This is a genomic window from Dermacoccus sp. CCH2-D9 (assembly GCF_001556795.1).
Taxonomy (GTDB): Bacteria; Actinomycetota; Actinomycetes; order Actinomycetales; family Dermatophilaceae; genus Dermacoccus; species Dermacoccus nishinomiyaensis.
Genome location: NZ_LSJT01000010.1, coordinates 1 through 17606, shown reverse-complemented (window position 1 = coordinate 17606; position 17606 = coordinate 1). Strand labels below are relative to the sequence as shown.

The following is a 17606-nucleotide window of genomic DNA, read 5'->3' as shown; positions in this document are numbered from 1 at the left end:
CCGCCATGACCGGAGCCGGCGGTGCTTTCGCGGGGCGGGTGGCGGTGGGGTCGGCGCGCAGGGCCTCGGGGGCGTTCGGCCGAACGCGAGGTCAGCAGGTGAAAGGTGCACGATGAACCACGAACACCGCAAGATCTCACTCGCGGAACGACTCATCGTGACGCTCGTCGTCGGCATCTCGCTGGCCGTCATGGCCGTCGTCCTGATCCGCATGGCGAGCACCGGCGCCCACCCCGTCGCGGTGTGCCTCATGGCTGCGGCGCTCGTCGGGGCGCTCGTCGTCGCCATGCGCCTGTGGCGCGGTTCGCAGGGCTGACGTTCGGCGCCGCCCGCCGGGTGTCGTCCGCGCGGTGAAATCGGCCTGGCGTGGCCGGCTCGGCCGCCGGGGCGTGTCCCCCTACGCTCGTCTTCTTGGCGCCGCCGGTCTGTACCCATCTGCGATTTTCGTCCACATCCGTGACGGGGGCCGACGACGCGAACGTGGACGAAGATCGCCGATGTGACAGAGGACCGCACATGGGGACGCGGTTCGCGAAGGTGGACGGACATTGCGAATGTGGACGAGATTCGCAGGTGGGGCCGGGTGTCTCAAGGTGCGCCGTCTCTGTTAGCCGTCGGACGAGGTGACGGGGGGTGGTGCGGCGTCAGAAAGCAGTCGCTCGCTGCGCACGACCAGATCGTCCGACGGCGGGCTTGCATGACGGGTGGCCCACCGTCGCGCTGTCCGCGTTGTTGACGGGCACCGCCGACAGGGCTCCCGGGAATGGCCCCGTCGCGTTGACGACGCGTGGCCGGACGGCGCGCTTCTCGTGTTCCTGGGCGCTGCCGGCAGGTCGCGTGGCTGTTCCGGGTGGCTCCGGCGCGCTGTCGACGCGTGGCCAGACGGCGCGCTTCTCGTGTTCATGGGCGCCGCATTCGCCGGCGTCGTGGCGCAGGCCGTCATCGATCGGCTGTGCTCAGAAGACGGTGTGCAGCGTGTGAACGGCGGCGGACGGGTCGCCCGAGCCATACGGCGACACCGCACGACCCCTGCCATCTCATGTCGTAAGGCCGAGCGCCGGCTCACCGCGTCGTGTCATGGTGCTCAGCGCACCCTCATCGACGCGTGACACAGTAGGCGTCGTGACCGACGAACGCACCCATCCGGACGACGACGCCTGGCGCTACGTTCCCCCGCGACCGCGCGAGACCCCGGCGTCGGTTCCGGGTTCGCCCGCGCCGGATTCCCGGGCGCACACGTCGGCAGCTTCCGCGAGCGACGCCGCGGCACCGACGGGGCAGCAGCCCAACGCATGGCACGAAGGCGCACCCATGCCGCACGGTTGGTCACTGCCGCCCACAGGATCGATGGGGTCGCCTCCCCCGGCGCCAGGGGCCCCCGAGGCTGGAGCGCTTGCCCCTGGCGGGTGGCCCCCGCCGTCAGCTCCCCGGCCCGCAGCTTCGGGTGCGCCTGCGCCGGCTAGTTGGTCCCAGCCGTCAGCTCCGCAGCCTCAGTATCCGCCTGGGGTGTTGTTGGCGCCGGCGTCGCCCGGCGCTGCGTATCCCGTTGCAGCGCAAGCCGGTCCGCGCAAGCCACCCCCGGCGTGGGCGTTCGAGGAACCGAAGCCGTTGCCGTATCACCGCATGGCACGCATCGACTGGCGCGTCGCGCAATGGTGGCGTCCTTTCGCGACGCTGGGTGTGGCGTTCGGTGTCACGATCGTCATGATGATCGCGCTGGGCGTCGTCGCGCTCGCATGGGAGGGCCTCGGCCTGCCCGCTGCGAGCGAGAGCCTCGAGGACGGTGGCAACCCGGCCGACCTGATGGCGATGCTCGGTCCGCTCGCGGCGCTCGTCCCCATCGTCGTGCTCGCGTCGTGGTGGGGCGCCGGGCGTCGCGGGTCGATCCACTCGGTGTTCGGGCGATTCCGCTGGGGTCTGCTGCGGCGTGCGGCGCGCGTCGTCGTGCCGATCTATGCCCTCGTGATCCTCGTGCCGCCCCTGCTGTTCGGCCGCGACGAACTGACGGTGCCGCCTCTCTCGGCGTCACTCGTCGCGTCGTACGTCATCATCCTCGTGCTGACGCCGTTGCAGTGCGCGGGCGAGGAGTACCTGTTTCGCGGCATGCCGCAGCAGGCGCTCGGGACGTGGCTGAAGTCGCCGCTGTGGGGCATCATCCTGCCCGTGCCGCTGTTCATGCTCGGCCACGGGTATGACTGGGTCGGCCAGATCGACATCGCCTGCTTCGCGTTGTGCATGGGAGCGCTGGTGTGGCGCTCCGGCGGCCTCGAACTGGCGATCCTCGTGCATGCGGCGAACAACACGATGTCGTTCTTGCTCGCGCCACTGACGCCGAACTCGCTCGAGCAGGGCGCCGTCAACCCTGCTGCGCTGCTGTTCTCGCTGCCGCTGATCTTCGGCATCACGGCGTGGCTGTGGTGGTGGGTCGGCAAGCAGTACGGCGTCGACTGGAAGACCCCCGTCCGACGTCTCCCCGGCCCGCAGCACGAACAGGTCGGCCGCTGGTTGTGACCAGCTGCGATACGCGTCCGCATCTGCGATTTTCGTCCACATTCGCCGCGGTTGTTCGTCGCGGGGCGGCAGGTGCGCGACGTCATCGGCGCTTTCGTCTCCGCGTGACGTGCCGGTGAGCTCGCCCGATAGCCATGACGCCCGGCGGGCGCGACGCTGCGATCGTCGTCGGGCACTGGCGAATGCCGAATGTGGACGAAAATCGCAGGTGTGTCACGTCGGGGAGCAGGCCGCGCCTGGCGGGGGCGGGGCTGGCCCTTCAGAGGCCTCGCTGGTGTCGAGGCGTGGTGGAGTTCTCGATCGCCAGGTGCCAATCGCCCTGCGGCTCACGCGGTTCGTCGGCCCGAAGGACGGCGTGCCAGGCGTCCTCGAGGCGGTCCTTGCCCACGAGCAGGCTGGAGATGTAGCTGAACTCGTGGAAGCCGTTGCCCCAGGCTGCTCTCCAGCTGCCGACGTTGCCCGCGTACGCCTCCCAGATGATGGTGTCGAGGCCCAGCGAGTCAAAGCCATACTCGACAGCCGCCGCCACGGCGCGCGTCATCACGCCCCGCCCGCGCGCCCAGGGGCTGAGCGCGAAACCGACGCTCGCCGCGCCGTAGGAGAAACCGCGCCCCCACGTCGTCAGGTCGATCGAACCTGCCATGCGGCCGTCGACCTCGATGGCCCACCAGATCGCGTCGCGGCTCGGCCCCGTCATGCGCGTGACGAACTCGAGCGCCATGTCGCGCGTGTAGTTCGCGGGCGTCGTCGTCCACCGCTGGACGAGCGGGTCGGCGCCACGTCGCGTCACCTCGTCGGCGTCGTCGATCGTGTGGGCGCGCAGCACCACACCGTCACGCTCGAGGCGCGGCACCGGGATCGGTTCGAGGTCGGCGGGGTTCGTCATCGTCCGAGCGTAGGTGCGTTCGACGTACCGTGTCGCGCGGATTTCGGGTGGGGTCTGCCAGGGGTGCCGGGATACCCCGCGCGTCGGGTTCGCAGATCAGGGCCTGCTGCAGGTTGCAGCGTGGAGGGTAACTCACGAGTAGGCGCGTAGTTGTGTGCCTACTCGTGAGTTAGTCGCCATCTTGCGCCCGTCTTCGATCAGCCGCCCGCTCTCGGGCGCGACGATGAGGGCTCGCCGTCAGCCCTTGAACGCGTCGACCGGCGGGATGACGTAGTACGAGCCGGTCTCGGCGTTCGAGTACTTCGTCAGTTCGTCGCGCGGGTGGTCACCGACGCCGGCCATCGATTCGAGCATGTCGTGCAGGCGCTTCTGCTCGCACGCGAAGCCGACGAACATCGTGCCGTGCTCGCCGACGTCACCGAACGGCATGTTGCGGCGCACGATGTGGCCGAAGTCGTCCTGGTCGGTGCGTTCGGCGTGCGACGTCTCGGGCTTGGGGTCCATCTCGATCGAGTCGACCTTGGAGCGGCCGATGACCTTCTCCTGCTCCTCGGTGGAGAGGGCCTCCCACTTCGCCTGCTTGTGCGGCCACTTCTGCAGCAGCAGCACGCTCGAGCCGGCGCCCGGCTTGCCGTCGGCGACGATGGCCTCGTCGTACTGCTCGATCGTCGTCGGGTTCTCGGTGCCGTCGATGAAACCGGTGAGGTCGCGGTTCGTCTGGTAGACCCAGCCCTCCGTCTCGTCCACGACGCGTGTGCCGGGCACGACCTGGCGCGTCAACGAGATGAGGTGACGCGTCGCGTCGAACACCTTGTCGCGCGCGCCGCCGAACACCCAGAAGACGAGGTCGCGCTGCGTACCGGGGATGACGTAGCCGTCAGTTCCGACGACGTCGGTGTCGAAGTCGTGAACGTTCTCGGGGGCGTGATCGGCGGCGATCTGCTGCATCAGCGACGGCCGCACGCCGACGACGAAGTTGACGCCCACGTCGTCCTGCTCGGCCTCGAACAGCGGCAGCAGCTGCGACAGCTTCGTCAGCGAGCCGGGCTCGACCTCGAACTCGACGTACTCGCTCGACGTCGCACCATCGACGAAGATGCCGATCTGGGCCTGGGGCATGTCTGACTCCTCGCGCGCGGGTGGCTGATCTGCCACCAGGCTACGTGACCCGCCCGTGGGGGGCGGCGCCGGTGACCGTTGCCGCCAGGCCCCAACGCGAACTTCCTGGGGTGATGACGCGACGGGCTCGTCGGTGCTGACGCGTGCTGCGCGACGGACTGTGATGGGCGCGGTGGGTTTCTCGCTCGGCGTCGTGACGCGCGAGGGGGAGGTACGGGTACGGCGGTGGGGCTGGCCGGGCGAACACGTCCACACGCCATCGACGTTCCGCACCTGCGTCCGTGGGACACGACGCCCACGCGGGGTACGTCATCTGCGAAGCTGGGGTCGTCCCGCGGGAGCCATCACGGCTGAGAGGCGCAAGCCGACCGCCAGCATCCTCTTCACGAGGGTGCCTACACCTGATCCGGATCATGCCGGCGGAGGAAGGAGACGCACGATGACTGCGCCCACGAACGAGCCCGACCACACCCCAGGCGCGTCGAGCGACGCGACACGCAGCGCCAGCCAGAGAGGCGGCGACAGGAGCCGCCCCGACGCACAGTCCCCCGACGCGGCGCACGAGGCGGGCACGGACGCGTCAGCTCAGGCGCTCGCCATCACCCCCGAAGCGATCGGGCGCGTCATCGACGCCGTTCGTGACGCCGCACCGCTCACGCAGTGCATGACGAACGCCGTCGTCACCGGTTTCACGGCGAACGTGCTGCTCGCTGTCGGAGCGTCGCCGGCCATGGTCGACTCGCTCGAGGAGGGCCCGATCTTCGCCGGTATCGCGGACGGGTTGCTCGTCAACGTCGGCACCGTGACGGCGGCGACAGCCGAGGCGATGCGCTCGACGGCTGCCGCGCGCGCCGAGGCGGGGCGCCCGTGGTGCCTCGACCCGGTCGCGGTCGGCACCCTGCCGGTGCGCACTCAGCTCGCTCGCGACCTGCTCGAACACGCCCCGGCCGTCACCCGCGGCAATGCCTCCGAGGTGCTCGGGTTGGCCGGCGAACAGGGTGCGGGACGCGGGGTCGACGCCGGTGACGACGTCGACGCGGCGCTCGCGGCAGCGTCGCGACTCGCGGAGCGCACGGGCGGGGCGGTCGCCGTCAGCGGTGTCGTCGATGCCGTCGTCGCGCCGGGCGTGCCGACGGTGCGCATCGGCAACGGCGACGCCATCATGACGAAGGTGACGGGCGTCGGGTGCGCGCTCGGAGCGCTCGTCGCGGCCTACCTACCGGTCGCCGGTTCGGCGCAGCTCGCTGCCGCCGCCGCGACCGCGACGATGACGCTCGCCGCCGAGGACGCCGCGCACTGGGCGAGCGGCCCGGGTTCGTTCGCGGTCGAACTCCTCGACGCCCTGGCGCGCCTCGAGGGCGATAGCGTCGCAGCGACGCTCGATCTGCGAGTGGCGTCGTGATGTCGGACGGGCGCGGCGTCGAGCTGTACCTCGTCACCGATACGGCGCTGTGTGGCGGGCCCGACGGTGTCGTCGAGACGGCCGAGGCTGCTGCGCGCGGTGGTGTCGACATGATCCAGATCCGCGACCACGACGCTTCGACCCGCGAATTGTGCTCTCTCACAACGCGGGTCATCGACGCCGTTGCGGCCTTGGGTGCGCATCCCGCCGTCGCGCAGACGCCGACGCCGCGGGCCGCTGGTGGCCGATCGGCTGGCCTACATGACGAAGAGTGCCCCGCCCCCCGCGTCGAGCGAGACTCGCCCACGGGTGCCGGCCAGCAGATGGCTGCGGCGGCGACCCCGATCTCGTCCTCGACGACGGCACGGCGCGTCCGCGTCGTCGTCGACGACCGTCTCGACGTGGCGCTCGCCGTCGGGGCTGATGGCGTGCACCTCGGCCAGAGTGACCTCGATCCTGTCGTGGCGCGGCGCCTCGCCGACCGTGTCGTCGGTGAGGGCTTCCACCTCGGCTGGTCGGTGTCGAACCTCGAACAGGTCGCTGCTGCAACGAGGTTGCCGCGCGGCACCGTCGACCTGCTGGGCATCGGGCCGTTCCGTGCGACGCCGACGAAGCCGGACGCAGCGCAACCGCTCGGGCTTGACGGCGTCGGCGCCATCACGGACGCGGCACGGGCCGGCGGGTTCGCCAACGTCGTCATCGGCGGGGTGAAGCTGCCGGACCTGCGCGCGCTCGTGGCCGCCGGCGCGCAGGGCGTCGCCGTCGTGTCGGCGATCTGCGGGCAGCCCGATCCGCTCGCCGCTACCCAGGCGCTGCGGAGCGAACTCGACGAGGCTCTCGCCGAAGTCCGCCCGGTCGACGGCGGCCGAGGCGCACTCGAGCTCGAGCGGCCCGACCACGCGGGCCCGGCATGACACCCCGGCGAGGGGTGCCCCAGGGCTGCTGCGGCCGGTGGGCGCGACCACGTTCCGCTGACGCGAGCCGAGAGGCTCTGACATGAGCATCCCCAACGTCCTGACGATCGCCGGCACCGACCCCAGCGGCGGTGCGGGAATCATGGCTGATCTCAAGGCTTTCGGCGCCCTGCGCACGCATGGGTGCGCTGTTGTGACGGCCGTCGTCGCGCAGAACACGCGGGGCGTCGCGGCGGTGACGCAGATGACGCCGCAGCAGGTACGCACGCAGCTCGAGAACCTGGCGGACGACGTCCGCATCGACGCGCTGAAGATCGGCATGCTGGGTTCGGCGGCCGTCATCGAGACCGTCGCTGACGTGCTCGCCGACCACCCGGCGCTGCGCGGGGTGCCGCGCGTTCTCGACCCTGTCATGGTCGCCTCGAGCGGTGACCGGCTCATCGACGAGGACGCCGTGACCGCTCTGCGCGAGCGTCTCGTGCCGGAGGTCGACGTCATCACGCCGAACCTCGCGGAGGCCGCCGTCCTGCTCGATCTCGACGACACGCCACGCGAGGCGAGCGATGACGTCGCGCGCGCCCTCGTCACCCTCGGGTCTGGTGTGCTGCTCAAGGGCGGCCATGGCGGCGGCGCGAAGAGCGACGACGTCCTCCTCGTCCCCGCCGAGAGCGACGAGCCCGCCCGGTTGAGCGCGCCGCGCATCGACACGCGCAACACGCACGGCACCGGATGCACCCTGTCGGCGGCGATGACGGCACTCCGGCAGCAACGCGATTCGTGGGCGCAGGCGACGCGGGAGGCCAAGGATTACGTGACGGAGGCGCTCGCTGCGAGTGGCGACCTCGACGTCGGGCGGGGCGACGGCCACGGCCCCGTCCACCACTTCCACGCCTGGTGGTGACGTGACGGTCGGCAGCTGTCAGAGCACCGTACCCATCTGCGATTCTTCGCGAGCTGCTCACCGAGGCCTCGCCGGACATGATGCGCAGCCTGTTGCAGACCATGCTCAACGCCCTCCTCTTCGCGGACGCTGACGCGGTGGTCGGCGCCGAATACCGCCAGCCCAGCACCGGACGAGTGGTGCAACGCAACGACTACCGCCACCGCGGCCTCGACCGGGCGAACGTGGTGGACCATGGGGGTGGCCCGAGACGGGAACCTGGTCACCAGCCGCTCACCCGATGACTTCCGGGCCTTCTGTTCCGCCATTCCGGTACTGTTCAGTCAGGCCGACCAGCCCACCGGCGCCGGAAACCGCTCGTGAGCAGCCCGGTACGCCACATGGCGCAGGCGGGGCTAATGACCGGCTCGACACCCGGCACCTCGGTACCGCAAGCACTGGCCGGGGACGCGCTGGCCCTTCGAGGATCTCAGCCCACGTCCCACCTCAGCACAACCAGAAGGGAAGTGATCGCGGATGCGGCGAATAACGCTGCCGAGCCGGGAGTTCATCCCTGTGCTGGGCCAGGGCACCTGGGGCTGGGGTGAGGACCCCGGCCGCCGCAGCGACGAGGTCGCCGCGCTGCACGCCGGCCTCGAGCTGGGCATGACGCTGGTCGACACCGCCGAGATGTACGCCGACGGCGGCGCGGAGGAGGTGCTCGGTGAAGCATTGGCGGGTCGCCGCGACGAGGCGTTCGTGGTCAGCAAGGTCATGCCGTCCCACGCCTCCCGTTCCGGCACGATCGCGGCCTGCGAACGCAGCTTGAAACGCCTGGGCACCGATCGGATCGACCTCTACCTGCTGCACTGGCAGGGCGGGTACCCGCTGCAGGACACGGTCGCGGCCTTCCAACAGCTCGTCGAGGACGGGAAAATCCGATACTGGGGCGTCAGCAACTTCGACCACCGGGCCCTCGCCGACCTGCGGGACGTGCCGGGCAGCAGCGGGCTGGCCACGGATCAGGTGCTGTACAACCTGTCGCGGCGAGGACCGGAGTACGACCTGCTGCCGTGGTGCACCGACCACCAGCTGCCGGTCATGGCGTACTCGCCGATCGAGCAGGGCCGCATCCTTCAGGACGCGACGCTGAACGACGTCGCGGCCCGTCACGGCGTCAGCCCCGCGGCGGCGGCCATCGCCTGGGTGCTGCGCCGCGACTCGCTCTGCACGATCCCCAAGGCGAGCAGTCCGCAGCATGTGCGCGACAACGCCACAGCACTGGACGTGGAGCTGACCCGCGAAGACCTGGATGCTCTGGATCGAGCGTTTCCGCCGCCGAGCGGACCGCGACCACTAGAAATGCTGTGATCCTGCCCAGGCGCGCAGCCCGGTCAGTCCGGGCAGCGCTCCGGACAGCGCGGCAGCACCGTCGGTGAGGGTGGGAGTTGCCGGGCTTGAAAGGGGATGATTTCGCGGATGTCAGAGAACTCTGAGCCGGGCAGCGAGGCCGCCGCGCGGGACAGCGGCAGCGGGTAGGTGGGCAACCTAGAGCTGTTCTTCGACCTGGTGTTCGTGTACGCCCTGGCGCAGCTGACCCGGCTGGTGCGGGACGACGTTTCGTGGCGTCCCCACCTTTCCCCAGCTACCCGACCCAACCGGCGCGCCCACACTCAACTCTGAAGAGCCAGATTCGCAGATGTGGACGTAACTTGCAGGAAAGGCAGGTGGACATCCACCTGCCCCTCCTGCGCGTCTCGCGGCGTCACCTCAATGAGGCGTCAGCTCAGCGCGTCGTCACGACGCATTGTTCACGCCGTCTTGACGGCTTCGACGTCGCGCATGTGGCGCCCGATCCACGGCACGAGGGCCATGAGGACGAGCGAGAAGCCGGCGGTGATGAGGCCGAGCGTCAGGAAGAACGTCGTGTCGCTGAGGCCCTCCATGAGACGGATGGCCTGCGCGGCGGCCGACTGGCCGACGGCGGACGTGAGGTACCACAGCGCCATCGCCTGGGTCGTGAACGCGGCGGGTGCGAGCTTCGTCGTCGCGGAGATGCCGACGGGCGACAGGCACAGTTCGCCGATCGTCTGTACGACGAAGACGCTCGCGAGCGCCCACATCGGCGCCGTCGGGCCGTGCGGCCACAGGTGCGAGTAGAACGCGAGCAGCACGAACGACAGGCCGGCCATGAGCACGCCGAACGCGAACTTCGCGCCGGTGCTCGGGAACTTGCCGGCGCGGCGCAGCCAGATCGCGGCGAAGACGGGCGCGAGGGCCACGACGAACAGCGGGTTGACGCTCTGGAAGAACTCGGCGTTCACCTTGATGCCGAAGATCGAGCCGAGGTCGGTGCGCTCGGCGGCGAACGCGGCCATCTTGCTCGCGGCCTGCTCGAAGATCATCCAGAACAGCGCGGCGCCGATCCACAACGGCACGTACGCCTGCAGGTGGCGGCGTTCGGCGGCGCTCACCTTGGGGCTCTTGAACATCATCGCGAACATGCCGACCGCGGCGATGACGGACATCACCGTGACGGTGTTGATGACGCCGTCCGCGGTCGTGCCCGACAGGGCGAAGCAGATCGCGGCGACGGCCGCGACGCCGACGACGCCGAGCCCCACGCGTCGCATGACGGTGCCGCGTTCGGCCGCGGTGAGCGGGCTCGTCGGGTTCGTTCCTGCGCCGTGCAGGTGCTTGCGGAACACGAACAGGCCGATCAACCCGAAGGCCATGCCGACAGCCGCGGCGGAGAATCCGGCGTGGAAACCCCACCGGTCCTTGAGGAACGTCACGACGAACGGCGCGCAGAACGAGCCGATGTTCACCGACATGTAGAAGATCGAGAAACCGGCGTCGCGACGGCCGTCCTCGCGGTCGTACAGCTGCCCGACGACCGCCGAGATGGATGCCTTCTGCAGACCCGTTCCGAGCGCGACGGTGGCGATGCCGACCCACGACATCGCCGCGATCGGCATCGCGAGGAAGACGTGGCCGAGCATGATGATGACGGCGCCGTACAGCGTCGCGCGGAAGGCGCCGATGACGCGGTCGGCGAGCCACGCGCCGACGACGCTGAGCAGGTAGACCGACGCACCGTACGTCGCGACGATCGACAGGGCTGTCGGCTGGTCGATGCCGAGCCCACCGTCGCTGACGGCCGTGTAGAGGTAGTACGCGAGGATGGCGCGCATGCCGTAGTAGCTGAAGCGTTCCCACAGTTCGGCGTTGAACAGCGTGCCCAGGCCGGAGGGGTGGCCGAGGAAACCGCGGTCGTCGAGCGACGGCCGGGTGCGGCCACCGGAGAGGGCGACGCGCGGTGCGTCGACGTCGGGCGAGTTCGCAGCGCCGGGCTCAGGCGTCGCGGATGACGCGCCGTGGCTGGCGGGGGAGTCGACCATGCTGGGTCGTCCTTCGGTAGGCGGTCACCAGTGCGCGGGGACGGCAATGGCCGCACCGATCGATGCGGCCATCAACTGTAGTCAACGGGTGTTTTTGTGAGCGAAACACCCTGGCGCGTGGTGTTCTTGTGCCCCGTCGCCTCAGGCGGGGGTGACGCCGTCGAGCGCCGTCGCGAGGGTCGCCTCGCTGCTCGGCATGAGCCCCGCGATGATGGCGCGTGCCTCGTCGATGGCGTCGAGGGCCTCGGGCAGGTCGAGCAGCGAGTGGATCTCGGCGCTGGGCATCGTCTCCGAGAGGTTGGCGACGCGGTCGCGGTTGAGCCACACCGTCAGCCAGCCGCGCTCGGCCGCCTTCGCGAAGGGTCCGACGGTGTTGCTGATGAGCACGACGTCGTCGGGGGCGGAGCCGCTCTCGGCGATGACGGCGTCGATGCGCTCGAACGTGGCGAGCCAGTTGAGGTCGGCTTCGGTGTCGTGCAGCTCGGGCGGCAGGTCCGACGGTGCTCCGGGCGCGTCGACGTGGGCGGCGAACGGGGGCAGGACGTGCTCATGGCCGGCGGGCATGGGTGCGTAGTCGATGAGGTTGACGCTGCCGCGCTCGGCCAGGTCGACCATGGCGGGCAGGACGTCGGGGAACAGCTCGGGCGCGCGCGTGTCGTCGTCGACGTGGCAGGGTTCGTCGAGGAGGCCGGTGAGCATGTAGCCCCGCCTGTCCCACAGGGTTTCGTCGCCGTCGAACCACACAGAGAAAGTCACGGCACAAGCGTGACAGATGAACGGGCTTCTACCTAGTCCGGTGCTCGCATCGCGCCGGGATCTTGATACGAAGGGCTATTCTTCGGCGCCTTCGGACGCTCGTGCGGCGCGGTGGGGCGGTCAGGACGACGTCACGAGCAGTGCCGCGAAGACGAACATCATGACGCCGACGACCGTGTCGATGACCTGCCAGGTGCGGGCGTTGCGGACGAGGGGCGTCAGCAGACGCGCTCCGAGCCCGAGCGCGACGAACCACAGCACGCTCGCGCTGATCGACCCGACGTAGAACCACCAGCGCCCTTGCGCGCCATGGGAGTTCGCGACGGTACCGAGCATGACGACCGTGTCGAGATAGACATGCGGGTTGAGGAACGTCAGGCCCGCGACGGTGGCGGCGGCCGCACGCCGGCTCATCGGGGGCGCGTCGGCAGGGCTGAGGCTGCCCGCGTGGCGCGCGTTCTTGAACGAGTTGAGCCCGAACCAGACGAGATAGGCCGCACCCAGCCACTTGATGACGCGCAGCGCGTCCGGATGCGCGGAGACGACGGCACCCATGCCGAGCACGCCGGCGAGTTCGAGGACGATGTCGCCGAGTGCGCAGATGGCGACGACTAGCCCGACGTGGTGACGCAGCAACCCCTGACGCAGGACGAAGGCGTTCTGCGATCCGATGGCGACGATGAGGCCGAGGCCGGTGAGGAAACCGGTGAGCAGGTGCGTCATGGCAGTGACGTTAGGGGTGTGCGTGGATGAAGGACAGTTCATGAAACTGAAGGTACTTCAGTGCTGCTTCACTAGGATGGCCCCATGAAACTGCGTGGCGAGTGGCTCGAGGCGCTCCTGGCCTGCGTCGACGAGGGGACGTTCGACGGGGCGTCGGCCGCGCTGCGGGTATCGCCGTCGGCGATCTCGCAGCGCATCAAGGCGCTCGAACAGGCAGTCGGGCAGGTCGTCCTCGCGCGCACCTCGCCCGTGCGCGCCACCGCCGTCGGGGAGGTCCTGCTGCGCGGAGCGCGGCAGCGGGCTCTCGTCGACGCCGAGTTGCAGCGCGCGCTCGGTTCGGCGGCGCCGGGCCGGACGCTGCCGGGTGACGTCGTCGACCTGCCGGTCGCCGTCAACGCTGACTCGCTCGCGACATGGTTCGTCGAGGTGCTCACCACGGTGGCCGAGTGGGGTGACGCGCGGCTGCGGGTCTTCGTCGAGGATCAGGATCACTCGGCGCGGCTGCTGCGCGAGGGTGCCGTCCTGGGTGCGGTGACGGCGAGTTCTGCTGCGGTGCAAGGATGTTCGGTCAGCGAGCTGGGCGTCATGCGCTACGTACCGCTCGTGCGTCGCGACCTGTGGGAGCGCTGTTCGGGGCGCCTTGCCGAGCTGCCGACGCTGCGCTTCAACGACCGCGACGACCTGCAGCGGCGCATCCTCGCCGATGTCGGCCTCGAGCCGCGCGTCGAGCATGTCGTCCCGTCCGCCGAGGGTTTCGCGGCCGCGGTGCGGGCCGGCCTCGGGTGGGGCATGGTGCCGGAGGGGCTCGCGGGCGGGGACGATCACCTCATGCGCGTGCCGGGCGTCGGCGACCTCGACGTGCCCCTGTTCTGGCAGTGCTGGCGCCTCGAGACTCGCGCGCTCGCGCGGCTGACGGATGAGGTGACGTCCGCGGCGCATCGGTTGCGGTGATCGCTGGCGGGCGCCCCATTCGTGCGTCCTGGTGCGCTTCGGGGATGTCGCGGCAGGAGCGATGACGGACCGCCGGACGGATTTTCGTCATTTCATGTGGGCCAGATCGACACCAGCATTCTGAGTAAGGTTAGGCTCACCTCACTATGAGCATGGTTGTCACGGCTACGGCCCTCCCCGATGTCATCCCGCCGGTGTGGCGGATCCTCACGAAGTTCGCCTATTTCATGGGCCTGGCCTGCGCCATCGGCGGCCTCTGGACGTACCTGAGTGTCGTCCGGCCCGCCGTCCGACGCGACACGACGGTGAACCCCGATGACGCGGCGCTCCTGACGCGTCGTGCGCTGCGTCTCGCAGCCGTCGGCACGATCGTCCTGCTCGTCGTCGCCTGGTTCCAGCTCGCAGCCCGTGTCGCGCGGGCCGGCAAGGGGATGGCGTACGCCGACGCGCTGCGCCCGTCGGCCGTCGCCGATTACCTGACGAAGCCCGCCAAGGCCGGCGAGTGGATCTCGACCGGTGCGCTCGTGACCGTCGCCAACGTCTGCATCGTGCTTGCGGCGCTCGTCCTGCTGCCGATGCTGTTCGGCCGGATGCCGCGCTGGTCGCACGCCGCCGCCGTCGCCGCCGCAGGGCTGACGGTCGCCGCCTCGCTGGTGCCGTCGATCCCGACGAAGGCCGTCGAGTTCGGCGACGTCGTCGCCAAGATGCTCATTCAGGCGCACATCATCGGGGGCTCGCTCTGGGTCGGCGGGCTCATCGCGCTCGCGCTGCTGGCTCGCACGCGACGCCATCTCGACGTCAGCGCCGGTGACGTGTGGGCACGAATCTGGGCGCGGTTCGGCGTGCTCGCGCTCGTTGCCGTCGGCATGGTGCTCGTCTCCGGGGCGTGGCTGACGTACCGCGAGGTCGGGGCGTGGGAGCAGTTCGTGACGACGCCGTTCGGGCGCTTCCTGCTCGCGAAGATCGTCCTCGTCGTCGGTCTCGTCGCCGCCGGGGCGTACAACCAGCTCGTCCTCATGCCGAAGATCGCCCGCGCGCAGCGGGCGGGGCGCGGCAGCAACGTGTTCACGTACGTCCTCGTGACGTTTCCGCGCGTCGTGCTGACGGAGGTCGTCCTCGGCATCGGCGTCCTCGCGATCGTGCCGTTCCTCAACGGTTCGGCGCGGGCGCAGGCTGCCGGCCACGAGATCGAGGGGCCCGTCATGGACGGCCGTCTCTTCAGCGCCGGTCTGCTGCTCGTCGCCACCCTTGCAGCGTCGTTCTACGCCACGGCGAAGGCGTCGGACGGCCTCGGCCGCCGCGACCTGACGGGGGAGGGGGTGGCCGCCACGAGCTGATCCGTACCGCACACGCCGAGCGACCGCACCCAAAGGTTGCCACCTTCTCTGATCGGGTGCGGTCGTTCCATGTCTGCAAGCGACGGAGGCTCGCAGGCGCGATGACGGAGTGTGGCGATCACGGGCGGCCTGGATGCTGTCTCAGCACGGCACGGATCGCCGAGCCGCGCAGTTCACGGCGTCGTCGGCGTCTGCCCGGGTGCGTAGGTCGTGTATCCGGACGGGATCGGATCGCCGCTTTTGACGCACGTCTGCCCGGGCCCGTCTCCCTTGTCCTTGACGGGGTAGGAGCCGCTCGAGCAAACCTTCTCGTCGATCGGATTGCACGCCGAAACGGCTGCGAGCCCCGCGGCGAGAACGACGCTGACGCCGATTGTGCGGAAGAACCCTGCGCGGAAGAACGCCATGATGCCTGTCACCCCTGTCATCGAGGGCCGCCGGCTGCGGCCGTCGTCAGTACAGCACTCAGACGGGCCCGCGGGGTGAGTAGTTCGACCCGGTCCATCGGGTACTCCCCGTCGGCGGGCCGGGTCTTGACCGTCATCGCCTATCGGGATGACGGTGGTGATCTGCACCTGATCAATGCCTGGCCCGCGACCCCGGCCGTCCTGAAGATCTACCGAGAGGAACGCGAGCCCCAACCGAGCCGAGGTCTACTCCGCGCCGCCGTCCGCTAGCGTCGAGGCCATGACGAACTCGCACCCCGACGAGCGCTCCATGCGCGAACGCATGCTGGCCGGCGACCTGTACCTCGCCGACGATCCGCAGCTCGCCGCCGAATCGGATCGCGCGTAGCGCTTCACGCATCGGATCAACACGATCGACCCGACGGCGTACGAAGAGCGACGCGCCCTGTTGCGCGAACTGTTCGGAGCCTCGGGGACGACAGTGAGATCCGACCGCCGCTGCAGGTCGACTACGGCTACCGCACGGCGATCGGGGCGCGCACGTTCGCGAACTTCGGCTTCATCTGCCTCGACGTTGCCGAGGTGACGATCGGCGCGAACACCGTCGTCGGTGCCGGCTCGATCGTGACGAAGGGCCTGCCCGCGAACGTCGTCGCCGTCGGCAACCCCGCGCGCGTCGTCCGCGAGATCTGACGGCGCGTCAGCCCTCGCGGCCCGCGAGCCAGCGTGTGATGCGGCCGGCGTCACCGTCGATCATGCGGCCCGGCATCGCGGACGCCGTGCGACGCCACCCGGCCCCGGCCCACAGGTGCGTCCACTGCGGGTCGCCCGCCTCGGCGGCGGCGCGACGCAGCGGCGCGAGCATCCGGTTGACCTCCGGGTAGGCCGACGGCGAGACGTTCTCGACGCCGTCGAACATCGACATGAACTCGTTGACGAGACCGCGCGCGAACCGCCCCGAGAAGGCGCGCGTCAGACCCGTATCGGTGAAGTCGTCCGAGGCGAGCGCCGCACGATGCGTCGCCGACGAACCTGCCGACGACGAGCGCAGGAACGCCGTACCCGCCTGCACTGCAACGGCGCCCATGCCGAGCGCCGCGACGGTGTCGTCGGGCGTCGCGATGCCGCCGGCCGCGAGCAGCGGCACGTCGACGGCCGCGCGGATCTGTTCGAGCAGATCGGGCAGGGGTGCCACGGCGGGGTCGGCATGCAGGTCGAACGTGCTGCGATGACCGCCCGCGTCAGGGCCCTGGACGACGAGGAAATCCATGCCCCGCGCGACGGCGGTGCGCGCATCGTCGAGGCACGTGACGGTGGCACCCAGCGAGGAACCCGCCGCATGCAACGCGGTGACGTCGGCGTCGGACGGTAGCCCGAACGTGAACGTCACGACGTCGACGGGATGCGCGACGAGCCAGCCCACCTTCGCGGCGTAGTCGTCGTCGTCCCACGTCGGCTCACCGAGCTCGACGTCGAAACGCTCGGCCACGGGCTGCATCTTCGCGCGCAGCGACGCGAGGGCCGCGGCATCCGTGCTCTGCGGGCCCGCGATGAAGAGGTTGACGCCGGCAGCGACGCCCGCGTCCTGAACGTCACGGACCTCGTCGGCCAACGCGTCGACGTTCTTGTTGCCGCCGGCGAGCATGCCCCACCCGCCGGCGCGTGAGGAATCGATGACGAGCTGACTCGTCGACGGGCCGCCCGCCATCGGCGCGGCGATCACAGGGAGTTCGAGACTCTCGAAGGAGAACATGGCGTCAGTGTTGCATCCGGCACCGACAACCCCGTCAGGGTGAGCTCAGGCCGCCGGTGCCTTGTCGGCGCGACGCTGCTTGACGGGGGCGTCCCCGCCGGTCTCGACGATCTGGCGCACCCACTCGGGCGCCTCGGTGCCGCGCGCCTCGTGCGCGGCGATGACGCGGGCGGCGCGCTCGCGGCGCAGGCGTCGCTTCGGGTCGGTCGCAGGCATGTGCTGGGCCGGGCCGAAGCACGAGACGCCGATGTACTCGAGGCGCCAGGCGAATCGGTAGCCGAGGCCGAGGCCGGTGTTGTCTCGCATCGCATCTCCAGAAGTGTGGGCGCAGCGCGCCCCGTCGTTTCGCGCGGTCGCGCGAAACTTGCCACCCTCAAGCCTAGGGGGTTCGGCCTCCGAACGGTGGGCGCCCGAGGGGGCCATTGGTCCTGACCTCCTGCGCGGCCGTGCATGGCAAAGCTCTTTGCCCGAAAACGCGTCAGGGACGACTCGATTCCGGGCGATGTTGTTGCGCGAGGGCTGATGCGGCGAGCGCCGTCACGATGGCGGCGAACAGCGGCAGCGTC

At 70.0% G+C, this 17606-nt stretch carries 17 protein-coding genes and 2 pseudogenes; 11 read left to right on the top strand and 8 right to left on the bottom strand.

Going from position 1 to position 17606, the window contains the following annotated elements:
* Nucleotides 1-112: 112 nt before the first annotated feature.
* Together AX669_RS01150 and AX669_RS13150 are read left to right on the top strand one after the other, a co-directional pair.
* A complete protein-coding gene (locus AX669_RS01150) occupies nucleotides 113-316 on the top strand; it encodes a hypothetical protein (RefSeq protein WP_062256080.1) in 204 nt (67 codons plus the stop codon).
* A 1307-nt stretch (nucleotides 317-1623) separates the two neighbouring features.
* Nucleotides 1624-2511: a CPBP family intramembrane glutamic endopeptidase gene (locus AX669_RS13150; protein ID WP_062256078.1), complete on the top strand. Its 888-nt coding sequence runs from the start codon at nucleotides 1624-1626 to the stop codon at nucleotides 2509-2511.
* Nucleotides 2512-2770: 259 nt separating this feature from the next.
* On the opposite strand, the gene AX669_RS01135 is transcribed toward AX669_RS13150, so the two are convergent.
* Complete coding sequence (locus AX669_RS01135; RefSeq protein WP_062256077.1) at nucleotides 2771-3397, bottom strand: GNAT family N-acetyltransferase; 627 nt, start codon at nucleotides 3395-3397, stop codon at nucleotides 2771-2773.
* Between the two features lie 237 nt (nucleotides 3398-3634).
* On the bottom strand, nucleotides 3635-4516 hold the full coding sequence (locus AX669_RS01130) for a Dyp-type peroxidase (protein ID WP_006945140.1): 882 nt from the start codon (nucleotides 4514-4516) through the stop codon (nucleotides 3635-3637).
* 439 nt (nucleotides 4517-4955) lie between these two features.
* On the opposite strand from AX669_RS01130, the gene thiM reads away from it, so the two are divergent.
* The 6 genes and pseudogenes from thiM to AX669_RS14130 all read left to right on the top strand — a co-directional run bounded on the left by thiM (nucleotide 4956) and on the right by AX669_RS14130 (nucleotide 9395).
* Entirely contained in the window at nucleotides 4956-5918 is a 963-nt protein-coding gene (thiM, locus tag AX669_RS01125) for a hydroxyethylthiazole kinase (RefSeq protein WP_082740427.1), read from the top strand.
* On the top strand, nucleotides 5918-6832 hold the full coding sequence (locus tag AX669_RS01120) for a thiamine phosphate synthase (RefSeq protein ID WP_051806279.1): 915 nt from the start codon (nucleotides 5918-5920) through the stop codon (nucleotides 6830-6832). Before thiM ends, AX669_RS01120 begins: the two co-directional genes overlap by 1 nt.
* A gap of 82 nt (nucleotides 6833-6914) precedes the next feature.
* Nucleotides 6915-7733: a bifunctional hydroxymethylpyrimidine kinase/phosphomethylpyrimidine kinase gene (gene thiD, locus AX669_RS01115; RefSeq protein WP_062256075.1), complete on the top strand. Its 819-nt coding sequence runs from the start codon at nucleotides 6915-6917 to the stop codon at nucleotides 7731-7733.
* Between the two features lie 41 nt (nucleotides 7734-7774).
* A pseudogene (locus AX669_RS01110) lies at nucleotides 7775-7948 on the top strand (transposase); the annotation flags it as partial.
* Nucleotides 7949-8288: 340 nt separating this feature from the next.
* Nucleotides 8289-9083, top strand: coding sequence for an aldo/keto reductase (locus AX669_RS01105; protein WP_231729361.1), 795 nt, complete (start codon nucleotides 8289-8291; stop codon nucleotides 9081-9083).
* A gap of 168 nt (nucleotides 9084-9251) precedes the next feature.
* Nucleotides 9252-9395, top strand: coding sequence for a low temperature requirement protein A (locus AX669_RS14130; protein WP_136788643.1), 144 nt, complete (start codon nucleotides 9252-9254; stop codon nucleotides 9393-9395).
* A 128-nt stretch (nucleotides 9396-9523) separates the two neighbouring features.
* Here AX669_RS14130 and AX669_RS01100 read toward each other — a convergent pair whose 3' ends face one another.
* From AX669_RS01100 to AX669_RS01090, 3 genes are all read right to left on the bottom strand, one after another.
* Nucleotides 9524-11113: a peptide MFS transporter gene (locus tag AX669_RS01100; RefSeq protein WP_062256069.1), complete on the bottom strand. Its 1590-nt coding sequence runs from the start codon at nucleotides 11111-11113 to the stop codon at nucleotides 9524-9526.
* 141 nt (nucleotides 11114-11254) lie between these two features.
* Nucleotides 11255-11869 carry a hypothetical protein gene (locus AX669_RS01095; RefSeq protein WP_131941842.1) on the bottom strand — a complete coding sequence of 205 codons (615 nt, stop codon included), beginning with the start codon at nucleotides 11867-11869 and terminating at the stop codon, nucleotides 11255-11257.
* A gap of 120 nt (nucleotides 11870-11989) precedes the next feature.
* Nucleotides 11990-12592 carry a LysE/ArgO family amino acid transporter gene (locus AX669_RS01090; protein WP_062256065.1) on the bottom strand — a complete coding sequence of 201 codons (603 nt, stop codon included), beginning with the start codon at nucleotides 12590-12592 and terminating at the stop codon, nucleotides 11990-11992.
* 84 nt (nucleotides 12593-12676) lie between these two features.
* Here AX669_RS01090 and AX669_RS01085 point away from each other — a divergent pair, with 84 nt between their 5' ends.
* Complete coding sequence (locus AX669_RS01085; protein ID WP_062256063.1) at nucleotides 12677-13543, top strand: ArgP/LysG family DNA-binding transcriptional regulator; 867 nt, start codon at nucleotides 12677-12679, stop codon at nucleotides 13541-13543.
* Nucleotides 13544-13689: 146 nt separating this feature from the next.
* Nucleotides 13690-14880 (top strand): copper resistance D family protein, encoded by a 1191-nt coding sequence (locus tag AX669_RS01080; RefSeq protein WP_062256061.1) that lies wholly within the window; start codon nucleotides 13690-13692, stop codon nucleotides 14878-14880.
* Nucleotides 14881-15053: 173 nt separating this feature from the next.
* On the opposite strand, the gene AX669_RS01075 is transcribed toward AX669_RS01080, so the two are convergent.
* Nucleotides 15054-15299 (bottom strand): hypothetical protein, encoded by a 246-nt coding sequence (locus AX669_RS01075; protein WP_006945164.1) that lies wholly within the window; start codon nucleotides 15297-15299, stop codon nucleotides 15054-15056.
* A gap of 268 nt (nucleotides 15300-15567) precedes the next feature.
* On the opposite strand from AX669_RS01075, the pseudogene AX669_RS14080 reads away from it, so the two are divergent.
* Nucleotides 15568-15873: pseudogene (locus AX669_RS14080) on the top strand (maltose acetyltransferase domain-containing protein).
* 114 nt (nucleotides 15874-15987) lie between these two features.
* On the opposite strand, the gene AX669_RS01070 reads toward AX669_RS14080, so the two are convergent.
* Complete coding sequence (locus tag AX669_RS01070) at nucleotides 15988-17040, bottom strand: nitronate monooxygenase family protein (protein WP_062256059.1); 1053 nt, start codon at nucleotides 17038-17040, stop codon at nucleotides 15988-15990.
* A gap of 45 nt (nucleotides 17041-17085) precedes the next feature.
* Entirely contained in the window at nucleotides 17086-17346 is a 261-nt protein-coding gene (locus tag AX669_RS01065) for a hypothetical protein (protein ID WP_006945053.1), read from the bottom strand.
* Nucleotides 17347-17606: the final 260 nt, after the last annotated feature.